Genomic DNA, 25,682 nt, shown 5'->3' on the forward strand with positions numbered 1-25,682 from the left:
GCCCCCCACACTCGTCGTGCGGTGGTTGGTGCCACGTCATCATGGCATGACCGGGACGTCCAGTGTGGCGATCTTGAAGGGTGTCCGGCGGGCGGACCCCCGGTGCGACGGACCGGTGGAAGGCGGACGAAGGTGACGTCGCAACAGGCTGTCCAGGGCCGGCCGTCCGGCTGGACCACCAGCCGGTGGTTGTCGGCCGGGGTGGGCGGCGCCCTGGTGGTGCTGGTCACGCTGGGTGTGCTCGGCACCTGGCTGCTCGCCCACGCGACCTCGGTGAACCAGCGCCTCATCGACCGCAGCGCCCCCGCCCTGCTCGCCGCGGTCCGCCTCGACGCCGCCCTGGTCGGCCAGGAGACCGGCGTGCGCGGCTTCGGGATGACCGGGCAGGCCGAGTTCCTGGCGCCCTACCGCCAGGGGGTCGAGGAACAGAACCGGCTGGCCGGCGAGCTGCGTCGGCTGCTGACCGCCGACGGCAGCCGCACCGACACCCTCGACGACCTGCTCGGACGGGCCACCAGCTGGCACCGGGTGTACGCCGACCGGGTCGTCGCCGCACCCCCGGGCGCACCGGTGGCGTTCGCGACGGCGCGGGCCACCACCGGCAAGACGGCGTTCGACGCCCTGCGCGCGGCAAGCCACACCCTGCAGGAACAGCTGGGCGCCGCCCGTGCCGAGGCCCGGGCGGACCTGATGCACGTGCGCCGGCTGCGGAACTGGACCTTCGGCGCGATCGCTGCCGTGATCCTCGCTGGTGCGGTCCTCGCGTTCGTGGGTCTGCGCCGCGCCGTGTCCGCACCGCTCGCCCGGCTCGCCAGCGACGCCGACCGGGTCGCCGCCGGCGACTTCGACCATCCGATCCGCACCGGCGGTCCCGCGGACATCCAGACCGTGGCCCGGACCGTGGACCTGATGCGTGATCGCCTCGCCGCCGCCCTCGTGGCCTCCGAACAGGCCCGTTCGGACCTCGACCGCCGGGCCGAGGAACTACGCCGCTCCAACACCGACCTCGAGCAGTTCGCCTACGTCGCCTCGCACGACCTGCAGGAACCGCTGCGCAAGGTGACCAGCTTCTGCCAGTTGCTGCAGCGCCGCTACGGCGGCCAGCTGGACGAACGCGGCGACCAGTACATCGGCTTCATCGTCGACGGCGCCGCCCGCATGCAGAAACTCATCCAGGACCTGCTGGCGTTCTCCCGCGCCGGCCGGGCGGATCACCCCGCCGAGGACGTCGATCTGGACGTGGTCCACCGCCGCGCGCTGGAAGGTCTCGAGCTGGTTGTTCGGGAAAGCGGCGCGCAGCTGACCCACGACCCGTTGCCGACGGTCGCCGGACACCCGGCCCACCTGGAGATCCTGCTGACCAACCTGCTCGGCAACGCCCTGAAGTTCCGCCACCCCGAGCGCACTCCGGCCATCCACGTCGGCGCCGAACGCGACGGCGACCGGTGGCAGATCAGCGTGACCGACAACGGTATCGGCATCGAGGCCCAGTACAGCGAGCGCATCTTCGTCATCTTCCAACGCCTGCACAGCCGGGAGGACTATCCCGGAACCGGCATCGGCCTGGCCCTCTGCAAGAAGATCATCGAATATCACGGTGGCACGATCAGCCTCGACGCCGATCGCGCCGTCGGAACGCGCGTGGTGTTCACCCTGCCGGCCGCGTAGCGCGATGTCGACGAAGGTGCACCGTCCCGCTCCGCCGCTCTCGTGGTCGGCGATCACGAGCCGCCGCCCTCGACCAAAGCTACTTTCTGTAGCGATGTTGTGGGTTGCTGTGGGGTGCTGGGAGCCAAGGGGGTCGTCGTGGGGGTTTTTGTGTCTGATTTGCCCCCCACGACGACCTGTTTAGCGTGATCTTGCTCCGTGGTCGGCTGCGGGGTGTAGCGGCTGGGGAGTTCGGGGTCCGGGGCGGTGACTGCTCGCGGTGGACGGATCCGCCAGCTCGTCCGGGTCTCGTGCACACCGCTGCCTGTGGGTGGAAAGGGTCGGTCGCCGTGGGGCGTCCGGATACAGTGACGCTCCCGTGGGGTTCCTCGACGCAAGGGCGGCGCGACGCAGCGATGGAGGCGGCGGGATGAGGGCATATGGCGACATTGCGGCGTTGAGCGTGGCGGGGCGCCGCCGGTTGCTGGTCCGCCTACAGGCCGTGGTGCCAGGTGTGACGGACGTCTCCGCCGAATACGTCCACCTCGTCGACCTGGCTGACCCGGCCGAGGTGCTGGGGGCGGCCGAGGTGGCTGGCCTGGCCAGGACGGCCGATCCGGCCGCTGGTGCGGGAGGTGCGGGTGGTGCGGGTGGTGTGGCTGAGCCCGGCGGGCTGAGCGGGTCGGACGAGGAACGGCTGCGCGGGCTGCTCACCTACGGGGAGAGGTTCGGCGGCGACCGGTCCGCGACCGTGGCGACCCTGGTGGTGCTGCCACGGCCGGGGACGATCTCGCCGTGGTCGTCGAAGGCGTCGGATATCGCCGCGTCAGCGGGGCTCACCGCCGTGCGGCGCATCGAACGCGCCACCGTCTACTACCTGCCTGGCGCCAAGGCATCCGACCTGCGCGTGCTCGCTCCGCTGCTGCACGACCGGATGACCGAGGTCGTCGAGGCGTCGCTGGATGCCGCTGGTGCGCTGTTCGCCGCCGGGCGGCCGCGGCCGCACACCGACGTCGACCTGCTCACCCAGGGGGAGGTAGCCCTCACCCGGGCCAACGCCGGCCTTGGCCTGGCGCTCGGCGCGGGCGACATCGCCTATCTGGGCGAGAGGTACCGCGAGCTTGGCCGCAACCCGACCGACGTCGAGCTGATGATGTTCGCGCAGGTCAACAGCGAGCACTGTCGGCACAAGGTGTTCAACGCCGACTGGGTGATCGACGGGGAGTCCCGACCGAAGAGCCTGTTCGCGATGATCCGCAACACGCATGCGCGCTCCGGTGAGAACGTGCTCTCGGCGTACTCGGACAACGCGGCCGTGCTGCGCGGCGAACCCGCGTCCTGGTTCTACCCGGACCCGCACACCCACACCTACCGTCGCCACGACGGTCCCGCGCACATCCTCGTCAAGGTCGAGACGCACAACCATCCGACCGCGATCGCGCCCGGCCCCGGTGCCGCGACCGGTGTCGGTGGGGAGATCCGCGACGAGGGTGCCACCGGCCGCGGCGGCGTCCCGAAAGCGGGCCTGTCCGGCTACACCGTCTCCCACCTGCGCATCCCCGGTGACGACTGTGCGTGGGAGGGCGAGGAGGACCGTCCGGAGCGGATCTCGTCCCCGCTGGAGATCATGACGGATGCGCCGCTGGGCGCCGCCGGCTACAACAACGAGTTCGGCCGGCCGAACCTCGTCGGCTACTTCCGCACCTTCGAGGCACCGGACGGCCCAGGCGACACCGCTGACCTTCCTGGCCAGCGGTGGGGGTACCACAAGCCGATCATGATCGCGGGTGGGATCGGCAACGTCCGGGACGCGCTGGTGGGCAAGGGGCAGCTGGCGGCGGGCGACCTGGTCATCGTGCTCGGCGGGCCGGCGATGCTGATCGGGCTCGGCGGCGGGGCCGCGTCCAGCATGCAGACCGGCGCGGGTGACGCCGAGCTCGACTTCGCCTCGGTGCAGCGCGGCAACGCCGAGATGCAGCGCCGGGCACAGGAGGTCATCAACGCCTGCTGGGCGCTGGACGAGGCCAACCCGATCGTGTCCATCCACGACGTCGGCGCCGGCGGCTGGTCGAACGCGCTGCCCGAGCTGGTGCACGACGCGGGCCGCGGCGCCGTGTTCGAGCTGCGCGACCTGCCGAACGCCGACTCCGGCATGACCCCGCTGCAGATCTGGTGCAACGAGGCGCAGGAACGCTACGTGCTCGGTATCGCCGCCGCCGATCTGGACACCTTCACCGCCCTGTGCGCGCGGGAACGCTGCCTGTTCGCCGTGGTCGGCACGGTCACCGACGAGCAGCGTCTCGTCGTGCGCGACCGGCTGTTCGCGACGGCACCGGTGGACGTGCCGATGTCGCTGCTGTTCGGGGAGGCGTCCCGACAGACCCGCACCGCACGTTCGGTCACCATCGCGACGGCGCCGTTCGACGAGTCCGGGATCGTGCTGGCTGAGGCCGTACAGCGGGTGCTGCGGGTGCCCGCGGTCGGCAGCAAGAAGTTTCTCATCACCATCGGTGATCGCACCGTCGGCGGTCATACCGTGCGCGACCAGTTGGTCGGGCCGTGGCAGGTGCCGGTCAGCGATGTCGCCGTCACCGCGTCGGCGTACGGGAGCCGCACTGGTGAGGCGCTGGCGATGGGGGAGCGCACACCGCTGGCCACCGTGAACGCCCCGGCCGCGGCCCGGATGGCCGTCGGCGAGGCCCTCACCAACCTGGCCGGCGCCGCCGTCGCCGACCTGAGTCAGGTGGCGCTCTCGGCGAACTGGATGGCCGCCGTCGGCGTGGACGACCAGCAGGCCCCGCTCTACGACGCGGTCGAGGCGCTGGGCGAACGGTTCTGCCCGCAGCTTGGCATCCCGATCCCGGTCGGCAAGGACTCCACCAGCATGCGCACCGTCTGGACGGACGACACCGGCGAACACGCTGTCACCTCCCCGGTGTCGCTGATCGTCACCGCCGGAGCGCCGGTCGCGGACGTCTCCCGGGTGCTCACCCCCCAGCTCGCCCGCGACGAGGACAGTCGCCTGATCTTCGTGGACCTCGCCGGCGCTGGCGACAGTGGCGATGCCGGCAGGGGTGTCGGTGCTGGTGGCCGCACCGGGGGGCGGCTCGGTGGCTCGGCGCTGGCCCTGGCGTACGGACGGCACGCGCCCGCGGACGTCCCCGACGCCGATGCCGAGGTGCTGCGGGCGTTCTTCGCCGCCTCCCGGCGGCTGGTCGCAGACAGTGACGTGCTTGCCTATCACGACCGGTCCGACGGCGGCCTGCTCGCGACGCTGGTCGAGCTGGCGTTCGCCGGCAGGGTCGGCCTCGACGTCGACCTCGCCGGACTGCCCGGTGGCACGCTGCTGGCCCGGCTGTTCGCCGAGGAACTCGGTGCTGTCCTTCAGGTGGCGGGCCCCGCCGTCGACCGGGTGGTCGCGGTGCTGGCCACCGCGCTGGGCGCGGACCGGGTCCACGTCCTCGGCCGGCCCACGCTGACGCAGCGGATCGTGCTGCGCGACGGGGAGACGGTCGTCTACGCGAACGGCCGGGCGGAGCTCGAACGGGTCTGGGCGACGACCAGCTATCTCGTCCAACGGCTGCGGGACAATCCCGACACCGCCGACGCGGAGTTCGACGCGCTCCTCGACGACGCCGACCCCGGCATCACCGAACGGATCACGTTCCCCCTGCTGCCGGCCGCCGCCCAGCCGGCCGCTGCCGACCGGCTCGCCCGGCCGAAGGCCGCGATCCTGCGGGACGAGGGCGTCAACGGGCATGTCGAGATGGCGGCGGCGTTCGACGCGGCCGGTTTCGACGCGGTCGACGTGCACATGACCGACCTGCTCACCGGCACCGCCGCCCTCGACGACTTCCAGGTGCTCGCGGCCTGCGGTGGCTTCTCCTACGGTGACGTGCTCGGCGCGGGCCTTGGCTGGGCGAAGTCGATCCTCGCCCATCCCGACCTCGCCGCCGCCTTCCGCACCTTCTTCCACCGCCCGGACACGCTCACCCTCGGTGTCTGCAACGGCTGCCAGATGGTCGCCGGTCTCGGCACGCTCATCCCCGGCGCCACCGGCTGGCCGACCCTGTTGGAGAACACCTCCGAACGGTTCGAGGCCCGGGTGTCCAGCCTGCTCCTCGAGGACTCACCGTCGGTGCTGTTCGCCGGGATGGCCGGTTCGGTGCTGGCCGTGCCGATCGCCCACGGCGAGGGACGGATGGACTTCGGCCCCGCCGGCACCCCCGGTGCGGTGACCGCCCGTTACGTCGACAACCACGGCAAGCCCACCCAGGACTACCCGGCCAACCCCAACGGCAGCCCCGCCGCCGTCGCGGCCGTCACCTCCGACGACGGCCGCGTCACCCTGATCATGCCCCACCCGGAGCGCGCCTTCCTCACCCAGCAACGTTCCTGGCTGCCCGTCCGCACCGGCAGCGCCGGGGACGAACCCGGCCTGGGCACTGGTGACGAGACGTTCGGCCCGTGGCTACGCATCTTCCAGAACGCCCGCACCTGGCTCGACGGGCGCTGAACCTCCGCCCGGACGGGGAGCGGACCCCGTGCGACCAGATTGTTCTGCCCCGCGCAGGGCGTGGTGGAGCCACAGCGCGGACAGCAGGCCGAGCAGACCGGTGAGGGCGATCAGCCAGAAGGCGTGCCGGAACGCCCCCTCGGGATCGTCGGGCAGGTTACGTGCGATGACCACCGCGAACAGCGCCCCACCGAGCGCGCCGCCGACGCGCTGCACGATGTTCACCGTGGTCGTCGCGTCCGGGAGCTGCTCGGGGGTGACCGGGAAACGTAGCGCGTAGGCCCCGTCCTTCAGGGCGGGGCCTGCGCGTCAACTCGGCTGCCAGAATGACCGGGGAATCGTGTATTCTGTCAGGTATGGGAAGTCGGGTGGTGAAGCGGGCATACCGCTACCGTTTCTACCCGAACCCCGACCAGATGGAGAACCTCGCGAAAACGTTCGGCTGTGTCCGCTACGTCTACAACCGGGCGCTTGCCGAACGGCACCGGGCGTGGTCCCAGGAACAGCGGCGGATCAGCCACGGGGAAACCGATCTGATGCTCACCGGGTGGAAACGGGACCCGGACACTCTGTGGTTGGCCGAGCCGTCGAAAGGCCCGCTGCAGGCCGCGCTGCGGAATCTCCAAACCGCCTACGTGAACTTCTGGGGAAAACGGGCCGGCCATCCGACGTTCAAGCGGAAGGGGAAGACGGACGATGCGGCGACCTACTTCCGGAACTGTTTCACGTTCCGGGACGGGCGGCTGAGGCTGGCGAAGCAGGCCGCGCCGCTGCGGATCGTCTGGTCCCGTCCGTTCCCGGACGGCGCGGTGCCGTCGCAGGTGACGGTGTCCCGCAACAGCCGGGGCCAGTATCACGTGTCGATCCTGGTGGACTGCCCGATCGAGGCGCTGCCGGCGGCGGACGGGCAGGTCGGGGTGGACGCGGGCCTCACGTCGCTGGTCACGCTGTCCACCGGGGAGAAGATCGCCAACCCGCGGCACGAGCGGACCGACCGGGCCCGGCTGGTCCGGGCACAGCGGGAACTGTCCCGGAAGAAGAAGGGCTCCGCGAACCGGGCGAAGGCCCGGCTGAAGGTCGCGAGGATCCACGGTCGGATCGCCGACCGGCGGCGGGATCACCTGCACAAACTGTCGACTCGACTCGTTCGCGAGAACCAAACGATCGTCGTCGAGGATCTCACCGTACGGAACATGGTCCGCAACCACAGTCTTGCCCGTGCGATTGCGGATGCGGGCTGGCGGGATCTGCGGACCATGCTGGAATACAAGGCCGGCTGGTACGGACGCGACGTGGTCGCTGTCGACCGCTGGTATCCCAGCTCGAAGACCTGCTCGTCCTGCGGGACGCTCGTCGAGAAACTGCCGTTGAACATTCGGGAATGGGCCTGCGCTTGTGGTGTGGTCCACGACCGAGATGTGAACGCGGCACGGAATGTTCTCGCGGCGGGGCTCGCCGTGATCGCCTGCGGAGACGGAGTGAGACCACCCCGCTCCTAGAGTGGGGAGGCGTCTGTTGGTGAAACAGGAAAACCTGCCCGCGAGGGTAGGAATCCCCGGTCTTCAGACCGGGGAGGATGTCAACGTCGCGGCGCGGTACACCTGGTTGCGCCGGTAGAGCCGCAGGTCTAGCAGCGGCTCGCGCTGGCGCAGGGAACGGGCCACGAAGGCGGCGAGCGCACCCACCCCGACGGCGAGCGCCCCGACCACGACGGGATGCGCCAGGGAGCCACGGTCCCCCAGACCGTGAGCGCGTACACCATCGGCGGCGAGGAGGAACCATGGACAGCCAGGGCGGGATCCGCACGGGTGTGGCCGATGCCGCCTCCGGTCGAGCGGCGCGGACGGGGCGTTCGTGGCGCGCCGGCGACAAGCGGCGCGACCTGCTGGACGGTTCGCTCGCGGCGTTCGCCCGCGACGGGTACACCCGGGCCAGCGTCGACGCGATCGCCCGGGCCGCCGGCACCTCGAGCCGCACGATCTACAACCATTTCGGGGACAAGGCGGGGCTGTTCCACGCGGTGATCGTGGACAGTGCCCGCCGGGTCGCGGACGCGCAGATCATCCTCGCTGACCGGTATCTCGGAAAGATCGTCGACATCGAGGCCGACCTGCTCGAGTTCGGCCGGGTCTGGGCGACACCGGCCCCGGAGTTCGCCGATCACTTCACGCTCGTGCGGCAGGTCATCGCGGAGGCGGCGCATGTTCCGCCGGCCACGCTGGAGGCCTGGCAGGAGCAGGGGCCGCGGCGGGTCCGGCGCGCACTGGCCGCCCACCTGCGGCGGATCGCCGACGCCGGGCACCTGTCCCTGGCCGATGCCGACCTCGCCGCGGCCCACCTGGTCCTGCTGGTCGCCGGGGACAGCGGCCAGCGCTCGCTGCACGGTGCTGTCGCGCTCGAGCCGGCCGAGATCCACGCCACCTCGGACGCCGGAGTGCGCGTGTTCCTGCACGGCTACGGCGTGCGTTGAGCCGGCCCGGGCGGGGGGCGCGAAAAAATCCTGGAGTTCTTCGGCGTCGGGTGTCGAGAACGGTGGGCCGGCTCCGTCCCTGGGGCATGAGTGGCCGCGACGGGCCACCGGATACCGAAGGAGAACCGAGATGAAGTACCTGCTGCTCAAGCACTACCGCGGTGGCCCGGACCGGGTTGTCGACTTCCCGCCGCTGGACCAGTGGGAGCCGCGGGCGGTGGACGCGCACATCCGGTTCATGCAGGAGTTCGCCCGTCGGCTGGAGGGCAGCGGCGAGTTCGTCAGCGAGCAGGCGCTCTCGCCCGAAGGCGCGTTCGTGCGCTTCGACGGCGAGGGCCGTCCCCCGGTGACCGACGGTCCGTTCGCGGAGACGAAGGATCTGATCGCCGGCTGGATGGTCATCGACGTGGAGTCCTGGGAGCGGGCCCTCGAACTCGCCGGCGAGCTGTCCGCCGCACCCGGCCCGGACGGCGCGCCGATCTACGAATGGCTGGAGGTGCGGCCGTTCCTGACCGCGCTGCCCACCTTCACGCAGTGAGCGGCGGGGGCTGACTGCCGGGTCAGGTCCGCGCTGGGGGTGCGGCGATCGGGGTGTAGAGCGCCATTTCGGAGAATCCGCTGGCGTCGTTCGCCTGCCGTCGGATGTGGGCGATGGCCACCCCGGGCGCCGGGGCGCGCACCGCGACGACCTCGAACGTCGACGGTGGCGCGGTGCTCCCCCCGGCAGCGGTGTGCGGGGAAAGTCATTAGCCGGATCGGTCGGTGCTTGGCAGAATGCCGATGTGCTGCTGACCGTGTCGACGACCGTACGGCCCGCTACTGACCTGGGGTTTCTGCTGCACAAGCATCCCGAGCGGGCGCAGCAGTTCGCCACCGCCGCCGGCACGGCGCACGTGTTCTATCCGGAGGCCACGGTGGAGCGCACGACGGCGGCGCTGCTGCTCGACATCGACCCGGTCGGCCTCGTCCGCGGCCGAGGCGGCGGGCCCGCGGGTCGTCGCGGCGGCCGCGGCAGAGGCGGCGGATCGGCGGCGGACGCGCAGGCACGCTATGTCGACGATCGGCCGTATGCGGCATCCAGCCTGCTCGCGGTGGCCCTGGCGGGTGTGTTCTCGACGGCGATGGCGGGCATCTGCACGTCCCGTCCGGAACTGGCCGCCACCGCCATCCCCCTGCAGATCCGCATTCCCGCGGTGCCGTGCCGTGATGGTGGGGCGGCGCTCGCCGAGCGGCTGTTCGCCCCGCTCGGCTGGGCCGTCGAGGCCCGCCCCGCGCCGCTGGACCCGCGGTTTCCCGAGTGGGGCACGGCACCCCATCACGATCTCACCCTGACCGGCACCCAGCGCCTCGCCGACGCGCTCACCCACGTCTACGTACTGCTGCCCGTCCTCGACGACGGCAAGCACTACTACGTCGGACGGGACGAGGCCGACAAGCTCGTCCGAGAGGGGGCGAGCTGGCTCGGGGAGCATCCCGAACGCCATCTCATCGCCCGCCGCTACCTCGCCCACCGCCGCGGACTCGCCAGTTTCGCCCTCGCCCAGCTGGCCGCGGCCGAGGACGTCCCGGACGAGAGCATCGCCACCGGTTTCGAACCGGGCCTCGTCCCCACCGAGCAGGAACCCGACCCCGCCAGCACCGGCCCCGCCAGCACCGACGCCGCCAGCACCGATGCCGCCAGCACCGATGCGGCCGATGTTGATGCGGCCGGTGCCGAGGCGGAGCCGAAACGGGTGCCGCTGGCGCAGCGGCGGCGCGAGGTGATCCTTGACGTGCTGCGGGCGGCGGGAGCGGGCCGCGTCGCGGACCTCGGCTGCGGCGACGGGAAACTGGTGGCCGCGCTGCTCGCCGACACGGCGTTCACCGAGGTGATCGCCGTCGACGTGTCACACCGCGCGCTCGAGCTGGTCGCCCGCCGGCTGCACCTCGACCGGATGCCCGAACGGGTCCGCGGCCGGCTGCGCCTTGTCGCCTCGTCCCTGACCTACCGGGACGCCCGCCTGGCCGGGCTGGACGCGGCGGTGCTCAGTGAGGTCGTCGAGCACGTCGACCCGCCGCGGCTGCCGGCGTTGGCCGAGGCGGTGCTCGGCGCGGCCCGTCCGCGTCTGGTCGTGATCACCACGCCGAACGTCGAGTTCAACGTCCGCTACGAGGGCCTCGCTGCCGGGACGCCGCGCCACCGCGACCACCGCTTCGAGTGGACCCGCGCCGAGTTCGCCACCTGGGTGCACGGCCTGAGCGCCACCTACCCGTACACGGCCCGCCTCGGCGGCATCGGCGAAACCGACCCGACCCTCGGCGCCCCCACCCAGCTCGCCATCCTCGAACGGCAGGACGACCGATGACCGACCCGAGCGCCGCATCCGACGCCTCGTTCGAGACCCTTGCGTCCGCGGTCGGGGTGGTACCTGAGGCGAGGACGCTGGCGATTCCCGAGATGTGTCTGGTGGTGCTCGTGGGGGTGTCGGGGTCGGGGAAGTCGACGTTCGCCCGCGCGCACTTCCGGTCGACGCAGGTGCTGAGCTCGGATGTCTGCCGTGGCCTCGTCGCCGACGACGAGAACGACCAGAGCGCCACACCGGACGCCTTCGACGTGCTCCACTACATCGCCGGCAAACGGCTCGCGGCCGGACGGCTCACCGTCGTCGACGCCACGAACGTCCAGGCCAAGGCGCGGGCGTCGCTCGTCCAGGTGGCCCGCGAACACGACGTGCTGCCCGTGGCGATCGTGCTGGACCTGCCCGAACGGGTCTGCGTGGCGCGCAACGCAGACCGTGCCGACCGCGCCTTCGGTCCCGCCGTCATCCGCCGCCAGGCCGCCGACCTGCGCCGGTCGCTGCGCGGCCTGGCCCGGGAGGGGTTCCGCCGCGTCCACGTGCTGCGCTCGGTGGACGAGGTGGCGGACGCGACCATCGAGTACACGAAGCTGTTCACCGACCTGCGCCACGAGACCGGCCCGTTCGACATCATCGGCGACGTCCACGGCTGCCTCGACGAGCTCGAGCAGCTGCTCACCCGCCTCGGCTACCACCTGCGCCGCGACGACGGCCGCGACGCCGACGGCGGTGCAGACGGCGGCGGTGGTAACGGCGGACGGCCCGTTTCGGCGTGGCATCCGGACGGGCGGCGCGTGGTGTTCGTCGGGGATCTCGTCGACCGTGGGCCGGCCGTCCCCGGCGTGCTGCGCCTGGCGATGGGGATGGTCGCCGAGGGCACCGCGTTCGCCGTCTGCGGCAACCACGAGAACAAGCTCGTGCGCGCCCTGGCCGGCCGAAAGGTGACGATCGGTCACGGTCTCGCCGCGTCGCTGGAGCAGCTGGCGGCCGAACCGGCCGAGTTCCAGGCGCGGGCGACGGCGTTCTGCCAGGACCTGGTCTCCCACTATGTCTTCGACGCGGGACGCCTCGTCGTCGCGCACGCCGGCCTGAAGGAGGCCTACCACGGCCGCGCCTCGGCCCGGGTGCGCTCGTTCGCGCTCTACGGTGACACCAGCGGCGAGACCGACGAGTACGGCCTGCCCGTGCGGCACCCATGGGCACGCGAGTACCGCGGCCGGGCGACGGTCGTGCACGGCCACACCCCGACGCTCGAACCGGAGTGGGTCAACAACACCCTGTGCGTCGACACCGGCTGTGTGTTCGGCGGCAGCCTCACCGCCCTGCGTTATCCCGAACGCGAGCTGGTCGCCGTCCCCGCCGCCCGCGTCTACGTCGAACCCACCCGCCCGCTGACCGACCCGACCGAGCCGTCCACGTCCACGATCACGCCGACCGCGTCCACGACCGCGCCGACCGCGTCCGCCATCGCGCCGGACGCGGGTCCGTCCGGGCTGGCGATCGAGGTGAGCCCGCCGGTCACCCCGCGTGATAGGGGTCCGGCCGGGGTGGTGGACCTGCTGGACGTCACCGATGTGCTCGGACGGCGGTTCCTGGAGACCCGCCACGGTGGACGCGTCCGGATCGACGAGGAGAACGCGCTGGCGGCGCTGGAGGTGATGAGCCGCTTCGCGCTCGACCCGCGGTGGTTGGTCTACCTGCCGCCGACGATGAGCCCACCGCCGACGTCGGCCCAGTCCGGCCTGCTCGAACATCCCGCGGAGGCGTTCGCGGCCTACCGCGCCGACGGGGTCGACCGGCTCATCTGCCAGGAGAAGCACATGGGCTCGCGGGCCGTCGTCGTCCTCTGCCGGGACGCGGGCGTCGCCGCCACCCGCTTCGGCGCGACCGACGGCCCGTCCGGTGCGGCCACCGGCGCGGTGTACACCCGCACCGGACGGCCGTTCTTCGCACCGGAGCTCACCGAGCAGCTGCTGGCCCGGCTGCGGACCGCGAGTGAACGCGCCGGCCTGTGGGACGAGCTCGCCGCCGACTGGCTGGTGTTCGACGCGGAGATCATGCCGTGGAGCGCGAAGGCCAGCGACCTCGTCGCCCGTCAGTACGCCGCCGCGGGAGCCGCCGCCCGTGGCGCCCTGCCCGTCGCCCTCGAGGCGTTGACGTCCGCCGCCGGCCGTGGCATCGACGTCGCCGACCTGCTTGGCCGGACCAGCACCCGACTCGCCAACGCCGAGGCGTTCACCGACGCCTACCGCCGCTACTGCTGGCCGGTCGACGGCCTGACCGGCATCCGGATAGCCCCGTTCATGCTGCTGGCCTCCGCCGCGAAGGCGGCACCAGCGGCACCAGCGGCACCAGCGGGGGCCGCGGGGGCGACGACGGGAGCGACCTATGCGCAGCGCCCGCACTCCTGGCATCTTGACGTCGCCGGACGGCTCGCCGCCGCGGATCCGACCCTCATCACCGCGACCCGGCACATCACCGTCCAGGCGGATGACACCGACTCGGTGGCAGCGGGCGTTCGCTGGTGGGAGGAGCTGACCGGAGCCGGTGGCGAAGGGATGGTCGTCAAGCCCGCCGATGCTCTGGTGCGTGGCGAGCGTGGCCTCGTCCAGCCTGGTGTGAAGGTCCGTGGCCGCGAGTACCTGCGGATCATCTACGGTCCCGACTACACCGAGCCGGAGCACCTCGACCGGCTGCGCTCACGCGGCCTGGGCCGCAAGCGCTCGCTGGCACTGCGGGAGTACGCACTCGGACTGGAAGCGCTGGAACGGGCGGTGGCCGGGGAGCCGCTGTGGCGGGTCCACGAATGCGTCTTCGCGGTCCTCGCCCTCGAATCCGAACCCGTCGACCCCCGTCTCTGACCCAGGCGCGCGGCGGTCACCGCGGATAACCAGGTCATCCCGCTTTTCGTTTTCCCTGGACGCCGAGGGATCGCCGCTGCCCCCATCGTCGCGTGCCCATGGCGGTGAAGCTTCCGCGTACGGTGCCGAGCCGGAAGGGATCCGAGTAGGTTCCCTCTCCCACCAGGGTTGTCTCGCCTGCACGGAGACTTCTGGGGGAATCCCCGCCGGATGCCGTCCCACACCCCAGTCATCATCCAGTCGCGACTGATGGTGGCCGAACATGGCCGAATGTGGCCGAATGTGGTTGGGTGTTACTGGCGGTCGTCGGCTGGGATTGTCCGTGGCTGGGTTCCGGGGTCAAGGATCCCGCTTGCCGCATCCAGAACGCCGGAGATCTGGCGACGAGAACCTCATGCCGAGGGATAGTCGGTGATTTCCAGGGTGTGGAGCCGATGAACCCTCGGCATGGCATCGACCAAGCCTCGGCCCGGCGAACGGGGCTGGACGGTGTGGCCCGGGGCTCGGCGGGTGCTCCTCAGGAATGGCGCAGTGCCTAGCGCGAACATGTACGGCGCCGTGCGGATGCGCCCCGCGGGTCCTACAGCGGGATGTTTCCGTGCCGGCCGCGGCGGGCGGGGGCGGCGGCGAGGGCCGCGGCGATGCGGCGGCGGGTGTCGCGCGGTTCGATGACGGCGTCGATGACGCCGATCGAGACGCCCCGGTCGACGCCGCCCGCCTCGCGGGTGTGCTCCTCGACGAGCTGGCCGCGCAGGTGTGCCAGCTCGTCCTCGGCGGCGGCGGCGAGGGCCCGCCGGTGCAGGATGTTGACCGCGGCCTCGGCGCCCATCACGGCCACCTCCGCCTCCGGCCAGGCCAGCACGGCGCTGGCACCCAGCGCCCGGGAGTTCATCGCGATGTACGCGCCGCCGAACGACTTGCGGGTCACCAGGGTCACCCGGGGCACGGTGGCCTCCGCGAAGGCGTAGAGCAGCTTCGCCCCGCGGCGCACCACCCCGTCCCATTCCTGGGTGACGCCGGGCAGATAGCCGGGGACGTCCACGAGGACCACCAGCGGGACGCCGAACGAGTCGCACATCCGCACGAACCGGGAGATCTTCTCGGCGCTCAGCGAGTCCAGGCAACCGCCCTTGCGGATCGGGTTGTTCGCGATCACGCCGACCGGCTGGCCGTAGAGCCGGCCGAGGCCGACGACGGCGTTCGCCGCCCAGCGGGCCTGCAGCTCCTCGAACGGATGCGGCCCCTCGTCCAGAACGCGCAGCACCAGCGGGTGGACGTCGTAGGCCCGCCGGGGTCGCTCGGGAAGCAGGCTGCGCGGGTCCGGACGGCCCTGTTCGGCCTGCTCGAACGCGTCGACGTCGACGACCTCGAAGCCCCGCTCGGAGCCGAGGCCATCGTCGAGGTCGGCGTCGGCGTCGGAGCCGGGGTCGAAGTCGGGATCGAGCCGCCGCAGGCGGGCGTCCTGGGCGCCGAACCCGGGCGCGCCGGTGAGCAGCCCGGTGATCCGCCGGGCGCGGGCCAGGGCGTCGCTCTCGGAGGTGGCCAGCACGTGCACGACCCCGGAGCGCCGCCCGTGCGCCTCGGCGCCACCCAGACCCTCCTGGTCGATCTGTTCACCGGTGACGCTGCGCACGACGTCTGGTCCGGTCACGAAGACCCGCCCCTCGGGCGCCATGATGACGACGTCGGTCAGCGCCGGTCCGTAGGCCGCCCCGCCCGCCGCCGGCCCCAGCACCACCGAGATCTGCGGGATACGACCGGAGGCGTGGATCATCGCCGCGAAGATGCGGCCGATACCGTCGAGCGAGGCCACTCCCTCGCTGAGGTTCGCCCCGCCGGAGTGCCACAGCCCGATGACGGGCCGCCCCAGCCGGACCGCCGTCTCGATGGCGGCGACGATCTCCGCCGCGCCGGTCGCGCCGAGCGCCCCACCCATCCGGGTCCCGTCGGTGCAGAAGGCGACGGCCACCGCCCCGTCGATCCGCCCCCGGCCGGTCACCACCCGGCTGCCGGCGACGATCTCGTCCAGTTCGAGGGTGCCCGGATCGAACAGGTGCGACAGTCTGCGCCGCGGACTGCGGACGTCCTGTTCCGGCACGTTCACCCGGACCGGTGCGCTGCTCGCGGTCTCCGCCATGATGCCCCTCACCGCCCGGCGCCCACCCGCACAGGCGGGGCCGGGCTGGACTGTCGCGAAGGCGCGGTGTGGGGCGCGTCCCGCGGTGCCGGTCGTCTGGCCGACGACTCCGATGTCGACCTCCCATGATGGCGGGAGGGCCTTTCGTCCGCCTTATGGATGGCTCAACCGGTCTGTCCGGCGCCTGACTGCGACTCGTGGCCGCCGGCTACGGACGGGTCCTTCGGCGCGGGGAATCCCAGGGCCTGGGCCGCGACGAGGGGGGTCGGCTGGGTCCAGAGCCGTTCGTGGTTGACCATCGAGGACAGCGAGCGCGGCTCGGCCCGGTCCAGGTAGAGCACGCCGTGCAGGTGGTCGGTCTCGTGCTGGGCGATCCGGGCCGGCCAGCCGGTGAGTTCCCGCTGGTAGGCGTTGCCGTGCCGGTCGAACGCGTCGAGGTGGACCCGGTGATGGCGGGTGACGACCGCCGTGTAGCCGACGACGCTCAGGCAACCCTCGTAGAAGGTGCGCCGGGACGTCCCGATCGGGGTGAGCACCGGGTTGATCAGGTCGAAGGCGGCCAGCGGCGAGCGCTCCCGCGCCTGGGCGAACTCGGCCGGCACGGTGGCGGGATCGGAGATCACGGCCAGGGCGAGCGGGATGCCGATCTGCGGCGCGGCCAGCCCCACCCCCCGTTCGGGGAGGTGGGCGCGCATCGCGTCGAGCAGTCGGTGCAGCAGCTCGTCGGGAAGCTGCCCGTCGTAGCGCGCGGCCGGCCGGCGCAGCACCGGTTCGCCGGCCTGGACGATCGCCCACGGCGCGGGCGCCTCGAGCACCTCGCGCACCAGCTCCTCGAGTCGCCCGTCCGACACCACACCGCTGTCATGATCTGCTCCGGCCGTCACCGGCCCATTGCACCATCCGGTGACGTTCCCCGTGCCGCCGAGCACGCAAATCGTCAACTGAAGGTTGACGCTGAGATGTCGTCAACCTAAGGTTGACGCATGAGTGAAGCCGTGAAGGTCGCCCCCACCGTCCGCCTCGACGATCTGATCCACGCGATCCGTTCCGCGCACACCGACACGCTGGACCAGCTCTCCAACGCCGTCCTGCTCGCCGACCATCTCGACGAGGTCGCCGACCATCTGATCGGCCACTTCGTCGACCAGGCCCGCCGCTCCGGCGCGTCCTGGACCGAGATCGGCCGCAGCCTCGGCGTCACCAAGCAGGCCGCGCAGAAGCGGTTCGTCGCCAAGGCCGCCAACGACCCGGCTGACCTGCACGGCGCCACCGGGTTCGACCGCTTCACCCCGCGGGCCCGCAGCGTCGTGGTCGCCTCCCAGAACGCCGCGCATGCCGCCGGCAACGATCACATCGTCCTGGCGCACCTCGTGCTGGGGCTGCTCGACCAGTCCGAGTCCATCGCCGTGCGGGTCCTGCGAGAGGTGGGCGTCGAGCCCGACGCGCTGCTGGCAGCGGCGGCCGCGGCCCTGCCGCCCAGGTCCGCGACCGTCCCCGCGCTCATCCCGTTCGACGCCGCGGCGAAGAGGGCGCTGGAGCTCGCCATCCGGGAGGCCCTGCGGCTGGGCCACGGCTACGTCGGTACGGAGCATCTCCTGCTCGCGCTGCTCGCCGTCGAGGACGGCACCGGCATTCTCAGCGCGGCCGGCGTCGAGCGCGCCGCCGTCGAGACCCACATCGCCGACCTCCTGGCCGCCCTCACCGCGGGAGCCCAGGGCACGACCGGCGAGACCGGCTGATGGGGGAGGATCACGGGGTGACCGAGCGTTCCGATTCGTTTCCCGGGCCCGCCACCGAATTCGCCGAACCGCCACCGGACGCCGAAACTTCGCCGAGTGCCAACCCACCGCCGGGCACGGAGCGGGCGGGGGGTGCCGAACCGGCGTGGGCGGCGATCGGCGCGCACAACCCGGACTGGCTGGGCTGGGTGCGGGAGTTGTACTCCATCGCGCAGTCGGGTCTGACGTACTGCGAGAACCCGTACGACCTGGAGCGTTTCGAGCAGCTCCACGTGCTCGCCGGGCAGATCGCGGCGCGGTGCGCGGCGGTCAGCGTGCCGGTGGCCGAAGGCATCTTCGCCGGTGAGGTCGGCTACCGAACCCCCAAGGTGGACGTGCGTGGGGTGCTCTTCGACGCCGACCGGATTCTGCTGGTGCGGGAGAGGTCCGACGGTGGCTGGTCACTGCCCGGCGGCTGGGCGGATGTCGGACTCACCCCGTCCGAGGTCGTCGTCAAGGAGATTCGGGAGGAGGCGGGGCTCGTCGCCGAGCCGGTGCGGCTGCTCGGTGTGCTCGACAAGCGTCGCCACGCGCATCCGCCCTATCCCAACGACACCTACAAGATCTTCATTCGGTGTCGGGTGGTCGGCGGAACGGCGGCGGGTGGGCTGGAGACCTCCGATGTCGGCTGGTTCACCCGCGACGCGCTGCCGCCGCTGTCGACCAACCGCATCACCGCCGAGCAGCTCCGCCTGATGTTCGCCTTCCTGGACGACCCGGCCGCCCCGGCCCTGCTCGACTGACGGCCCTGCTCGACTGACGGCCCCGCCCGGCTGGACGAGCTGGCCGTCAGGTGGCGAACAGGCCGCTGGCCCAGAAGTCCCTGCCGTCGCGGACACCGGGTGGGATCGCGAACACCGCGCTCGAGGTGTGCTGGATGTACTCGTTGAGCGCGTCCGACAGGGCGAGGCGACGCTGCACGGGGATGAACCCGGTGCGCGGGTCGCGCTGGAAGGCGATGAAGAACAGGCCCGCGTCGAGCTGGCCGGTCTCCTGGCTGACACCGTCGGTGTAGGAGTAGCCGCGGCGCAGCAGCGTCACGCCGTTGTTGGTGGCCGGCGCGGCCAGGCGGATGTGGGCGTCCTCGCCGATGACGAGCTCGCCGTCCCTGCCACGGGCGGTCAGCGGCACGGTGTCGAACTCCTCGGCGGCGCCCAGCGGCGCACCGGAGACCTTCGCCCGACCGAAGACGTTCTCCTGGTCGAGCAGGTAGTCGCGGTCCCACGCCTCCAGCAGCATCCGGATGCGGCGGGTGACGGCGTAGGTGCCGCCGCGCATCCAGGACTGGTCGCCGCCCTCGCCGACCCAGACGAACCGGTCCAGGCTGGCGGTGTCCTCCCGCTTGATGTTGTTGGTGCCGTCCTTGAAGCCCATCAGGTTGCGTGGGGTGGCCTGACTGTCGCTGGTGGTGCTGGTGCGGCCGAAGCCGAGCTGGAACCAGCGCAGCACGGCGGTGCCCTGGGCGAGGCGGCGCAGGTTGCGCACGGCGTGGAAGGCGACCTGCGGATCGTCCGCGCAGGCCTGGATGCACAGGTCGCCGTGGCTGCGCTGCGGGTCGAGGTTGTCGCGGGGCATCGCCGGGATCTCGGCGAGGGCCGCCGGGCGCCGGGCGGCCAGGCCGAACCGGTCGTCGAACAGGCTCGGCCCGACCCCGAAGGTGATCGTCAGGTTGCCCGCGGTGAGACCGATCGCCTCCCCGGTGTCCCGGGGCGGTGACTGCGGGGCGGCCTCGTCGTCGGCGACGGCCTGACCGGCGGCCATCCGGGCCGCGGCCGCGGTCCAGCCGACCAGCAGGTCGCGCAGCGCGGCGCGATCCACGCCGGGGGAGACGTCGAAGGCGGCGAAGGCGAGTCGGTCCTGCGCGTCGGTGATGATCCCGGCCTGGCGCGCGCCGTGGAAGGGCACCAGCCCAGGTGGGGAGGACGTGGTGTCCGCCGACGAACCGTCGTCGGAACAGCCCGCCACCGCCGCGGCGCCCGCGACCCCCGCTCCGGCCAGTCCGGCCGCGCCGAACAGCGCCCGCCGTCGGGACACGGTGAACCGCTCGACCATGACGTGCTCCTCTTCGTGCGGGGTCCGGGCGCTGCCAGGGTGATCGACCGCCGGCGACCGATCCAGCATGCCCGGCCATCTCAGGCCGGTGGAGGCCGAACGTGCCACCGTCCGGCCCCCAGGCCTGTTGCCGTGAAAAGCGTCGACTGCCGGGTCAGCCCGGCGGCCGGGCTAGCTGACGACGATGCCGGCCACCTGGGACAGCGGCTCGGCGAGGGCGTCGACCGCCTGGGACAGGGTGCGCCGCTGCGGTTCGGTCACCGTGTCGTAGGAGACGTAGCCGTCGCCCTTCTTGTAGGGCTCGAGGGCCTTGTACATCGCGGTGAACCGGGTCCGCACGGTGGTCGCGAGCTTGGGGTCGAGCGTCCTGAGTGCCGGCTCCAGCAGGCTGAACGCCTTGTCGGCGCCCTCGATGTTGCCCTGCATGTCGAGCAGGTCGAGCTTGCTGTACCGCTCCTCCTCGCCGGTGATCTTCGACTGGCCGACCTCGTTGAGCAGCTCGGTCGCGCCGTTGGCGATCTGCGCGGGCTGGAAGGAGACCGTCGCCACCAGCGAGTTCAGCTTGCCGACGTCGGTGTTGAGCTGGTCGGCGACGGTGCCCAGGCCCGCGATCGACCTGTCGGCGAAGATCGCCTTCTCCAGGCGGTGGAAACCGGTCCAGGTCGCCGGGTCGGGCGCGTCGTCGGCGCGGGCGTCGATCGCCGGGTCGAGGTCACCGAAGGACTCCGCGACCGGCTCGATCCGCTCGTAGTTGAGCCGGGGCGCCGCGTACAGCTTCGCGGACTGGTCGAGGTCGCCGGCCTTCACCGCGGTGACGAACGCGGCGGTGTTCTTCACCAGGTCCGCGACCTGCTGGCGAACGTAGGTGGCGTACCCGGTGGTGGCGGCGGTCAGCGCCGCGGTGACCTGCGGGCTGAACGTCGTCGCCGGCGCGGCGCTCGCCGCCGCGGTCACGGTGAAGTCGACCTTCTCCGGGCCGGAACCACCGGGGCAGTAGAGCTGGTAGCTGCCCGGCTTCACGTTCAGGGAGAACGACCCGGAAAGCCCGGGTGCGATGTTCTCCTTCTCGCCGAGGATGGTGTCGCCCTTCATCAGCTCGGCCTCGGTGACCGCGCCCGCGTCCTTGTTCACCACGTTGAACGTGGTCGGGCCCGCCGGGATACTCGTCACGCTCGGCGAGCAGCCCTTGGAGGTCAGGGTGAGGGTGACGGTCTGCTTCTCGCCGGATCCCGAACCGCCGGAGCTGCCGGAATCACTTCCTCCGCAGGCGACGGCGCTCGTCGCGAGGACGATGGCGATGGCGCTGTACGCGACTGGTGCGCGACGCACGTGGTGCCCCTATCTCGTCTGTCCATTGATGCGATGTACACCGCTGACGCGGTGCTCTCAGGTCTCCGCCGAACTGGTCGTGTCGACGGCGGACGTCTCGATGGTCTCCGCCTCACGCGTGGCGACCGGCTCGGACGAGGGACCGTCCGAGGGCACGGTGACCGGGGAACGGGGGCTGGGTCGACGCCTGGCCGGCCAGGTGACGTACAGCAGCAACGGGACGAGGTACACCAGCCACGCGACGACCTCGGCGACCACCGGCCGCGGCTGCAGCCCGAGGACGCCGGTGAGCACACTGGCCAGCACCGTGCCCGGGCGCACCAGCCAGCTCAGGTCGACCGTGCGGGACTGGCCGACGTCGAGCCAGCCCGCCTCGTGCCCGGTGTGCGCGGCGGTGGCCAGCAACCCCGCGGCGATGACGACCAGGACCACGCCGGTGACCCGGAAGAAGCGGGCCAGGTTGATCCGCACCCCGCCGCGGTAGATACCGAACCCGATGAGGACGGCGATGAGCACGCCGAGCAGTGCGCCACCGCCCGCGGTGGTGGCGTTGTTGCTCGCGTTGAAGGCGGCGATGAGGAAGACCGCGGTCTCGAAGCCCTCCCGCAGCACGGCGAGGAACGCCATCAGCACCAGTGCCCGGGTGGAGCCCTTCTCCAGCGCCGACTCGGTGGCCGACTCGAGGGAGGCCCGCAGGTCACGGGAGTGCCGGCGCATCCAGACGATCATGTAGGTGACCATCGCGACCGCGATCAGCCCGATGACCGTCTCCAGACCCTCCTGCTGACGCTGGGGCAGCTCCCGGTCCAGCACGTGCAGCCCGACGCCCACTCCGATGCACAGCACCAGGGCGAGACCGACGCCGAGCCAGACCTGGCGCAGCGCGTCCCGCCGCTCGCGCTGGCGGAGGAAGGCGGCGACGATCCCGACGATCAGCGCGGCTTCCAGGCCCTCGCGGAGCCCGATCACAAATGTGGGAAGCACGTGGCCTCCGTCCGTCGTAGCCCGCGGTTGCCCGGTGGCCTGTCGATTGCGAAATCCTGCGGTTAACCTCAGCTAAGTTAGGGCAACCTAAAGCGGTTGGCAAGACATTCTTTTGTGACTCCAGCGGCCGAGTCCGGTGCGGATCGAGAGGGTGTCGACGGGGCGTACGCCGGCTCGCTTGACGCGATCATCTGATGCCGAACGGGGTGGGTTGGCAGCGATGAGTCACCAACTCGGATCCGCGGGTGTTCGGTCGGATCGGCCGGAGTGCCCACGCCGCCGCCCCGGGTGACCGCCGCGGTCCATCACCCTTCCCCACCGGTCTGATCGAAAAGCTTCCGGCGGCGCTCTGGCCTTGCTACTTGTCCGGAATCACATCACCGAGGGAGTCGGTGGCGATCCGACTCGGACGGCGCCGGCGGGCCTGCGTGGGAGCCACGCCCGCGGCTGGTCGGCGCGGGGTGCGCCGCGGCTTCGCCAGCCGATCTCCGATGTCGCCGACAGATCCTCCACCGCGGCCGAAGCAGGGACCAGAAATCCGCAAAAACCAACATTTTTACGAGAAATCTGACGTAGCTGCGGAGATGTCTCGAGGTTGAAGGCGGGCGGTCACGGTGGTGCGTCGTTCTCACCGCGTTGTCGGCGTCGGTCGGCGGTGACGCTCGGGCCATCCGGCAACGGCGACGGGTAATACCGCCCGGTGGTGGTGAAGGCGCGGGGGTGAGTGCTGCAGATGTCAGCGAAATTAACCCGTTGTCTCGTGCATTGCTGTGGCTTCCCGTCTTCACCTGGACGCGCGTGTCCTTCGCCGGTCCACGGAGGTGAATCACTGGCCGGACGGCGCATTTCGTGGTCGGGTATCGAGGACGCCACCGCGCACGCGGTCGGCTTCGTGGCCGGCCGGCTGGCTCGCTGTCCGGCTGGCTGTCTGTACTGTCTGGCCGTTGGTCCTGGGTCGGATGATGATGTACGTGAATGGGGATCGTGAGACTCCCTGGACGACGGGTGGGCGTGGATCTCATGGCGGAGTGCGATTCGGTACGGGTGAGTAGGGTGGGTCGGTTCAGGGTGGGCGGGGGATCGGGGCGCGGCGACGTGGGGTCAGGGGCGTGCCCACCGTGAGCGAGGCGAGTTCGGGCGGGACCTTCCCGCCGATGGCGCGGCCCTTCGCGGCGGCCGGTGCCCTGTTCTTCGATGACCAGCAGCGGGTCCTGCTGGTCGAGCCGTCCTACAAGCCCGGCTGGGACATTCCCGGGGGCTTCGTCGAACCCGGTGAGTCGCCGTACGCGGCCTGCGTGCGTGAGGTGGAGGAGGAACTCGGCATCACCCCGCCGATCGGCGAGCTGCTGGCCGTCGACTGGGCGCCGCGCCCACACGACGGCTGGCTCGAGGGCGAGATGCTGCTGTTCGTCTTCGACGGCGGGCGGCTCACCGATGACTGGCGTGAGCGCATCCAGCTGGACATGGACGAACTCGTCAACTTCGCCTTCGTGCCGATCGACGAGGTGGGTGCGCTGCTACCCCCGCTGCACGCCCGACGGGTCACCGCCGCCGCCCGGCTGCGCGGCACCTCGCGGCGGGCCGGCTACCTCGAGTACGGCGCCGAGCGTCCCGCCAGCACGGACGGTGCGATCACCTCCCGAGCGCGCTGAGCACCGACGGGCGCGCTCCGTCACCGCCCAGGCCGGTCACCCGGCGAACTTCGGGACTCTGTGGAACCATTTCAGGACCCGTAGTTATCAAGGTGGACGCGTCCTGCGGTCCGGCCACGGCTCGTGGCGCGTCCCGGTGCAGGGGGGAGGCCACGTGCGTAGGTACCTGGCCGAAGGAATCGGAACGTTCGTCCTGGTCTTCGGGGGTGTGGGAACGGCGGTGCTGGCCGGCGACGTGATGGGCACCCTCGGGATCGCTCTGGCCTTCGGGCTGGCGTTGCTGGTGATCGTCTACGTGATCGGTCCGATCTCGGGCGCGCACGTGAACCCGGCGGTGACCCTGGGTCTGTTGTTGTGCCGCAAGATCCAGCCTCGGCACGCGGTCGGCTACGTGGTCGCCCAGTGCGTCGGCGGCATCATCGCGGCGGCCACGGTGTGGCTGCTCGCCGACTCGGGTCCGTTCGGCTACTCGGCCGGGACCAGGGGACTCGGCGCCAACGGCTACGGCGCCCACTCGCCGGGCGGCTTCGGCCTCGGCGGTGTCTTCCTCGTCGAGGTGCTGCTCACCGCGCTGTTGGTGTTCACCGTGCTGGGGGCGACCGATGTCAGGGCGCCCTTCGGGTTCGCGGGCCTCGCGATCGGCCTGGTGCTCACCCTGTGCCATCTGATCAGCATCCCGATGGACGGGACGTCGGTGAACCCGGCCCGTTCGCTCGGGCCGGCCGTGTTCGTCGGCGGCTGGGCGGTGGGTCAGCTGTGGCTGTTCGTCGTCGCGCCGCTGCTCGGCGCTGCTCTGGCGGCCGCCGCCTACCTCGGTCTGCGGCCGGGGCCGCGGATCAGCGCGTCCACCGCGGAGCGTGACCTGCCGCAGGAGTCACTGAGTCGGATAGCGCAGGAGACCGCCCGCCTCATCCGCGGCGGCGTGGAGTGAACCCTCGGTCGCGGTAGCGAAGCTGGCCGGCGGCACCTCGGTGGCGATCGGCCGATCCGGACGCGCAGGCTTACCGATCGATCGGTAGGTTGGGGACGACGGCAACATCCGGGCGTACTGGATCGGAGAGTGAGCACCACCATGCCCGCACAGGTGCGCCCCCTGGCCAAGCCCGCACAGTCCTCCCAGCCACCACAGTCCTCCCGGTCACCACAGTCCTCCCGGTCACCACAGTCCCCGCGGTCCTCGGGAGATACCCGGTCGCGCATCCTCGCCGCCGCCGTAGCCCTGTTCAGCGAGCAGGGCTACGCCGGAACGTCGGTGCGGGACATCTCCGAGCGGCTCGGTGTGACCAAGGCGGCGCTTTACTACCACTTTCCGTCGAAGGAGACCATCCTCGACGCGTTGCTCGAACCGTTCGTGCGGGACCTCGGGCGGCTGGCGGAGCTGACGCGCCAGACACCATCGCCGAGCCCCGACCTGGTGATCGAGCGGATCGCCGAGGTGATGGCCAGTGCGGGTGGGATGCTGCTGTTACTGGTGGATGATCCCTCGATCATCCACCGGCGGATCGGCGAGCAGGACATGCTCTCGCTGCAGCGCATGCTCGTGCGGGCCCTGGCCGGTCCGGACCCGTCGGAGGCACGGCTGCTGCGGGCCCGCTGCGCGATCGGAGCGCTGAAGGCCGGCATCATGAGCCGCGCCCTGGAACGGGCCACCGCCGTGGCCTGCTCGGTCACGGCGACCGGCTCGGCCGCGACGGCCACCTCGATCGCCTCGTCGTGCCTGGTCACCAGCGAGGAGCGGCGGGAGATCGTGGCCGCCGCACTGGCCGCGCTGGGCAGCGAGACCCCGGTGGTTGTCCGGCCCCGCGGGTAGGCCGGGATTCGGCCGCGACCGAAAGCCGGATCCCGGTGATCGGCGGACCGGAAACCATCCGGGTAACCACCCGGGGTAGGGCCTCCGTCGGATGGTCGGACGACCCGATC

General features: G+C 71.5%; 19 protein-coding genes. 12 read left to right on the forward strand and 7 right to left on the reverse strand.

Features of this window, described 5'->3' with window-relative positions; genetic code table 11:
- Positions 1-132 precede the first annotated feature (132 nt).
- Both MXD61_RS20630 and purL read left to right on the forward strand, forming a co-directional pair.
- Positions 133-1,668: an ATP-binding protein gene (locus MXD61_RS20630; protein ID WP_248815111.1), complete on the forward strand. Its 1,536-nt coding sequence runs from the start codon at positions 133-135 to the stop codon at positions 1,666-1,668.
- Between the two features lie 409 nt (positions 1,669-2,077).
- Positions 2,078-6,163: a phosphoribosylformylglycinamidine synthase gene (purL, locus tag MXD61_RS20635; protein WP_248815112.1), complete on the forward strand. Its 4,086-nt coding sequence runs from the start codon at positions 2,078-2,080 to the stop codon at positions 6,161-6,163.
- Here purL and MXD61_RS20640 read toward each other — a convergent pair.
- Positions 6,119-6,388 (reverse strand): hypothetical protein, encoded by a 270-nt coding sequence (locus MXD61_RS20640; RefSeq protein WP_248815113.1) that lies wholly within the window; start codon positions 6,386-6,388, stop codon positions 6,119-6,121. The genes purL and MXD61_RS20640 overlap by 45 nt on opposite strands.
- A gap of 131 nt (positions 6,389-6,519) precedes the next feature.
- Between MXD61_RS20640 and MXD61_RS20645 the strand changes: the two genes are divergently transcribed.
- Positions 6,520-7,662 (forward strand): transposase, encoded by a 1,143-nt coding sequence (locus tag MXD61_RS20645; protein WP_251080315.1) that lies wholly within the window; start codon positions 6,520-6,522, stop codon positions 7,660-7,662.
- A 63-nt stretch (positions 7,663-7,725) separates the two neighbouring features.
- Here the strand turns inward: MXD61_RS20645 and MXD61_RS20650 are convergent, their stop codons facing one another.
- Positions 7,726-7,872 (reverse strand): hypothetical protein, encoded by a 147-nt coding sequence (locus MXD61_RS20650; protein WP_248815115.1) that lies wholly within the window; start codon positions 7,870-7,872, stop codon positions 7,726-7,728.
- 71 nt (positions 7,873-7,943) lie between these two features.
- Between MXD61_RS20650 and MXD61_RS20655 the strand changes: the two genes are divergently transcribed.
- The 4 genes from MXD61_RS20655 to MXD61_RS20670 all read left to right on the forward strand — a co-directional run bounded on the left by MXD61_RS20655 (position 7,944) and on the right by MXD61_RS20670 (position 13,830).
- On the forward strand, positions 7,944-8,633 hold the full coding sequence (locus MXD61_RS20655; RefSeq protein ID WP_248815116.1) for a TetR/AcrR family transcriptional regulator: 690 nt from the start codon (positions 7,944-7,946) through the stop codon (positions 8,631-8,633).
- Between the two features lie 130 nt (positions 8,634-8,763).
- Positions 8,764-9,171: a YciI family protein gene (locus MXD61_RS20660; protein ID WP_248815117.1), complete on the forward strand. Its 408-nt coding sequence runs from the start codon at positions 8,764-8,766 to the stop codon at positions 9,169-9,171.
- 244 nt (positions 9,172-9,415) lie between these two features.
- Positions 9,416-10,978 (forward strand): 3' terminal RNA ribose 2'-O-methyltransferase Hen1, encoded by a 1,563-nt coding sequence (locus MXD61_RS20665; RefSeq protein WP_248815118.1) that lies wholly within the window; start codon positions 9,416-9,418, stop codon positions 10,976-10,978.
- Positions 10,975-13,830 carry a polynucleotide kinase-phosphatase gene (locus MXD61_RS20670; protein WP_248815119.1) on the forward strand — a complete coding sequence of 952 codons (2,856 nt, stop codon included), beginning with the start codon at positions 10,975-10,977 and terminating at the stop codon, positions 13,828-13,830. Before MXD61_RS20665 ends, MXD61_RS20670 begins: the two co-directional genes overlap by 4 nt.
- A 580-nt stretch (positions 13,831-14,410) precedes the next feature.
- Here the strand turns inward: MXD61_RS20670 and MXD61_RS20675 are convergent.
- Together MXD61_RS20675 and MXD61_RS20680 are read right to left on the reverse strand one after the other, a co-directional pair.
- Positions 14,411-15,967 (reverse strand): acyl-CoA carboxylase subunit beta, encoded by a 1,557-nt coding sequence (locus MXD61_RS20675; RefSeq protein ID WP_248815120.1) that lies wholly within the window; start codon positions 15,965-15,967, stop codon positions 14,411-14,413.
- A 164-nt stretch (positions 15,968-16,131) separates the two neighbouring features.
- Positions 16,132-16,851, reverse strand: coding sequence for a peptide deformylase (locus MXD61_RS20680; RefSeq protein ID WP_248815121.1), 720 nt, complete (start codon positions 16,849-16,851; stop codon positions 16,132-16,134).
- Positions 16,852-16,950: 99 nt separating this feature from the next.
- On the opposite strand from MXD61_RS20680, the gene MXD61_RS20685 reads away from it, so the two are divergent.
- Both MXD61_RS20685 and MXD61_RS20690 read left to right on the forward strand, forming a co-directional pair.
- Entirely contained in the window at positions 16,951-17,706 is a 756-nt protein-coding gene (locus MXD61_RS20685; RefSeq protein ID WP_248815122.1) for a Clp protease N-terminal domain-containing protein, read from the forward strand.
- Between the two features lie 17 nt (positions 17,707-17,723).
- The gene (locus MXD61_RS20690) at positions 17,724-18,488 is read left to right on the forward strand and encodes an NUDIX hydrolase (RefSeq protein ID WP_248815123.1); all 765 of its coding nucleotides are present in this window, start codon (positions 17,724-17,726) and stop codon (positions 18,486-18,488) included.
- Positions 18,489-18,534: 46 nt separating this feature from the next.
- Here the strand turns inward: MXD61_RS20690 and efeB are convergent, their stop codons facing one another.
- The 3 genes from efeB to efeU all read right to left on the reverse strand — a co-directional run bounded on the left by efeB (position 18,535) and on the right by efeU (position 22,110).
- Positions 18,535-19,797, reverse strand: a complete 1,263-nt coding sequence (efeB, locus tag MXD61_RS20695; protein ID WP_248815124.1) for an iron uptake transporter deferrochelatase/peroxidase subunit — start codon at positions 19,795-19,797, stop codon at positions 18,535-18,537.
- A gap of 171 nt (positions 19,798-19,968) precedes the next feature.
- Positions 19,969-21,126 (reverse strand): iron uptake system protein EfeO, encoded by a 1,158-nt coding sequence (efeO, locus tag MXD61_RS20700; protein WP_248815125.1) that lies wholly within the window; start codon positions 21,124-21,126, stop codon positions 19,969-19,971.
- A gap of 57 nt (positions 21,127-21,183) precedes the next feature.
- On the reverse strand, positions 21,184-22,110 hold the full coding sequence (efeU, locus tag MXD61_RS20705; protein ID WP_248815126.1) for an iron uptake transporter permease EfeU: 927 nt from the start codon (positions 22,108-22,110) through the stop codon (positions 21,184-21,186).
- Positions 22,111-23,219: 1,109 nt separating this feature from the next.
- On the opposite strand from efeU, the gene MXD61_RS20710 reads away from it, so the two are divergent.
- The 3 genes from MXD61_RS20710 (at position 23,220) to MXD61_RS20720 (ending at position 25,572) form a co-directional block, all read left to right on the forward strand.
- On the forward strand, positions 23,220-23,762 hold the full coding sequence (locus MXD61_RS20710; RefSeq protein ID WP_248815127.1) for an NUDIX hydrolase: 543 nt from the start codon (positions 23,220-23,222) through the stop codon (positions 23,760-23,762).
- A 154-nt stretch (positions 23,763-23,916) separates the two neighbouring features.
- Positions 23,917-24,693 (forward strand): MIP family channel protein, encoded by a 777-nt coding sequence (locus tag MXD61_RS20715; RefSeq protein ID WP_248815128.1) that lies wholly within the window; start codon positions 23,917-23,919, stop codon positions 24,691-24,693.
- A 129-nt stretch (positions 24,694-24,822) separates the two neighbouring features.
- Entirely contained in the window at positions 24,823-25,572 is a 750-nt protein-coding gene (locus tag MXD61_RS20720) for a TetR/AcrR family transcriptional regulator (RefSeq protein ID WP_248815129.1), read from the forward strand.
- The last annotated feature ends 110 nt before the right edge of the window (positions 25,573-25,682 follow it).

It is taken from the genome of Frankia sp. AgPm24, assembly GCF_023243055.1.
Taxonomy (GTDB): domain Bacteria; phylum Actinomycetota; class Actinomycetes; order Frankiales; family Frankiaceae; genus Frankia; species Frankia umida.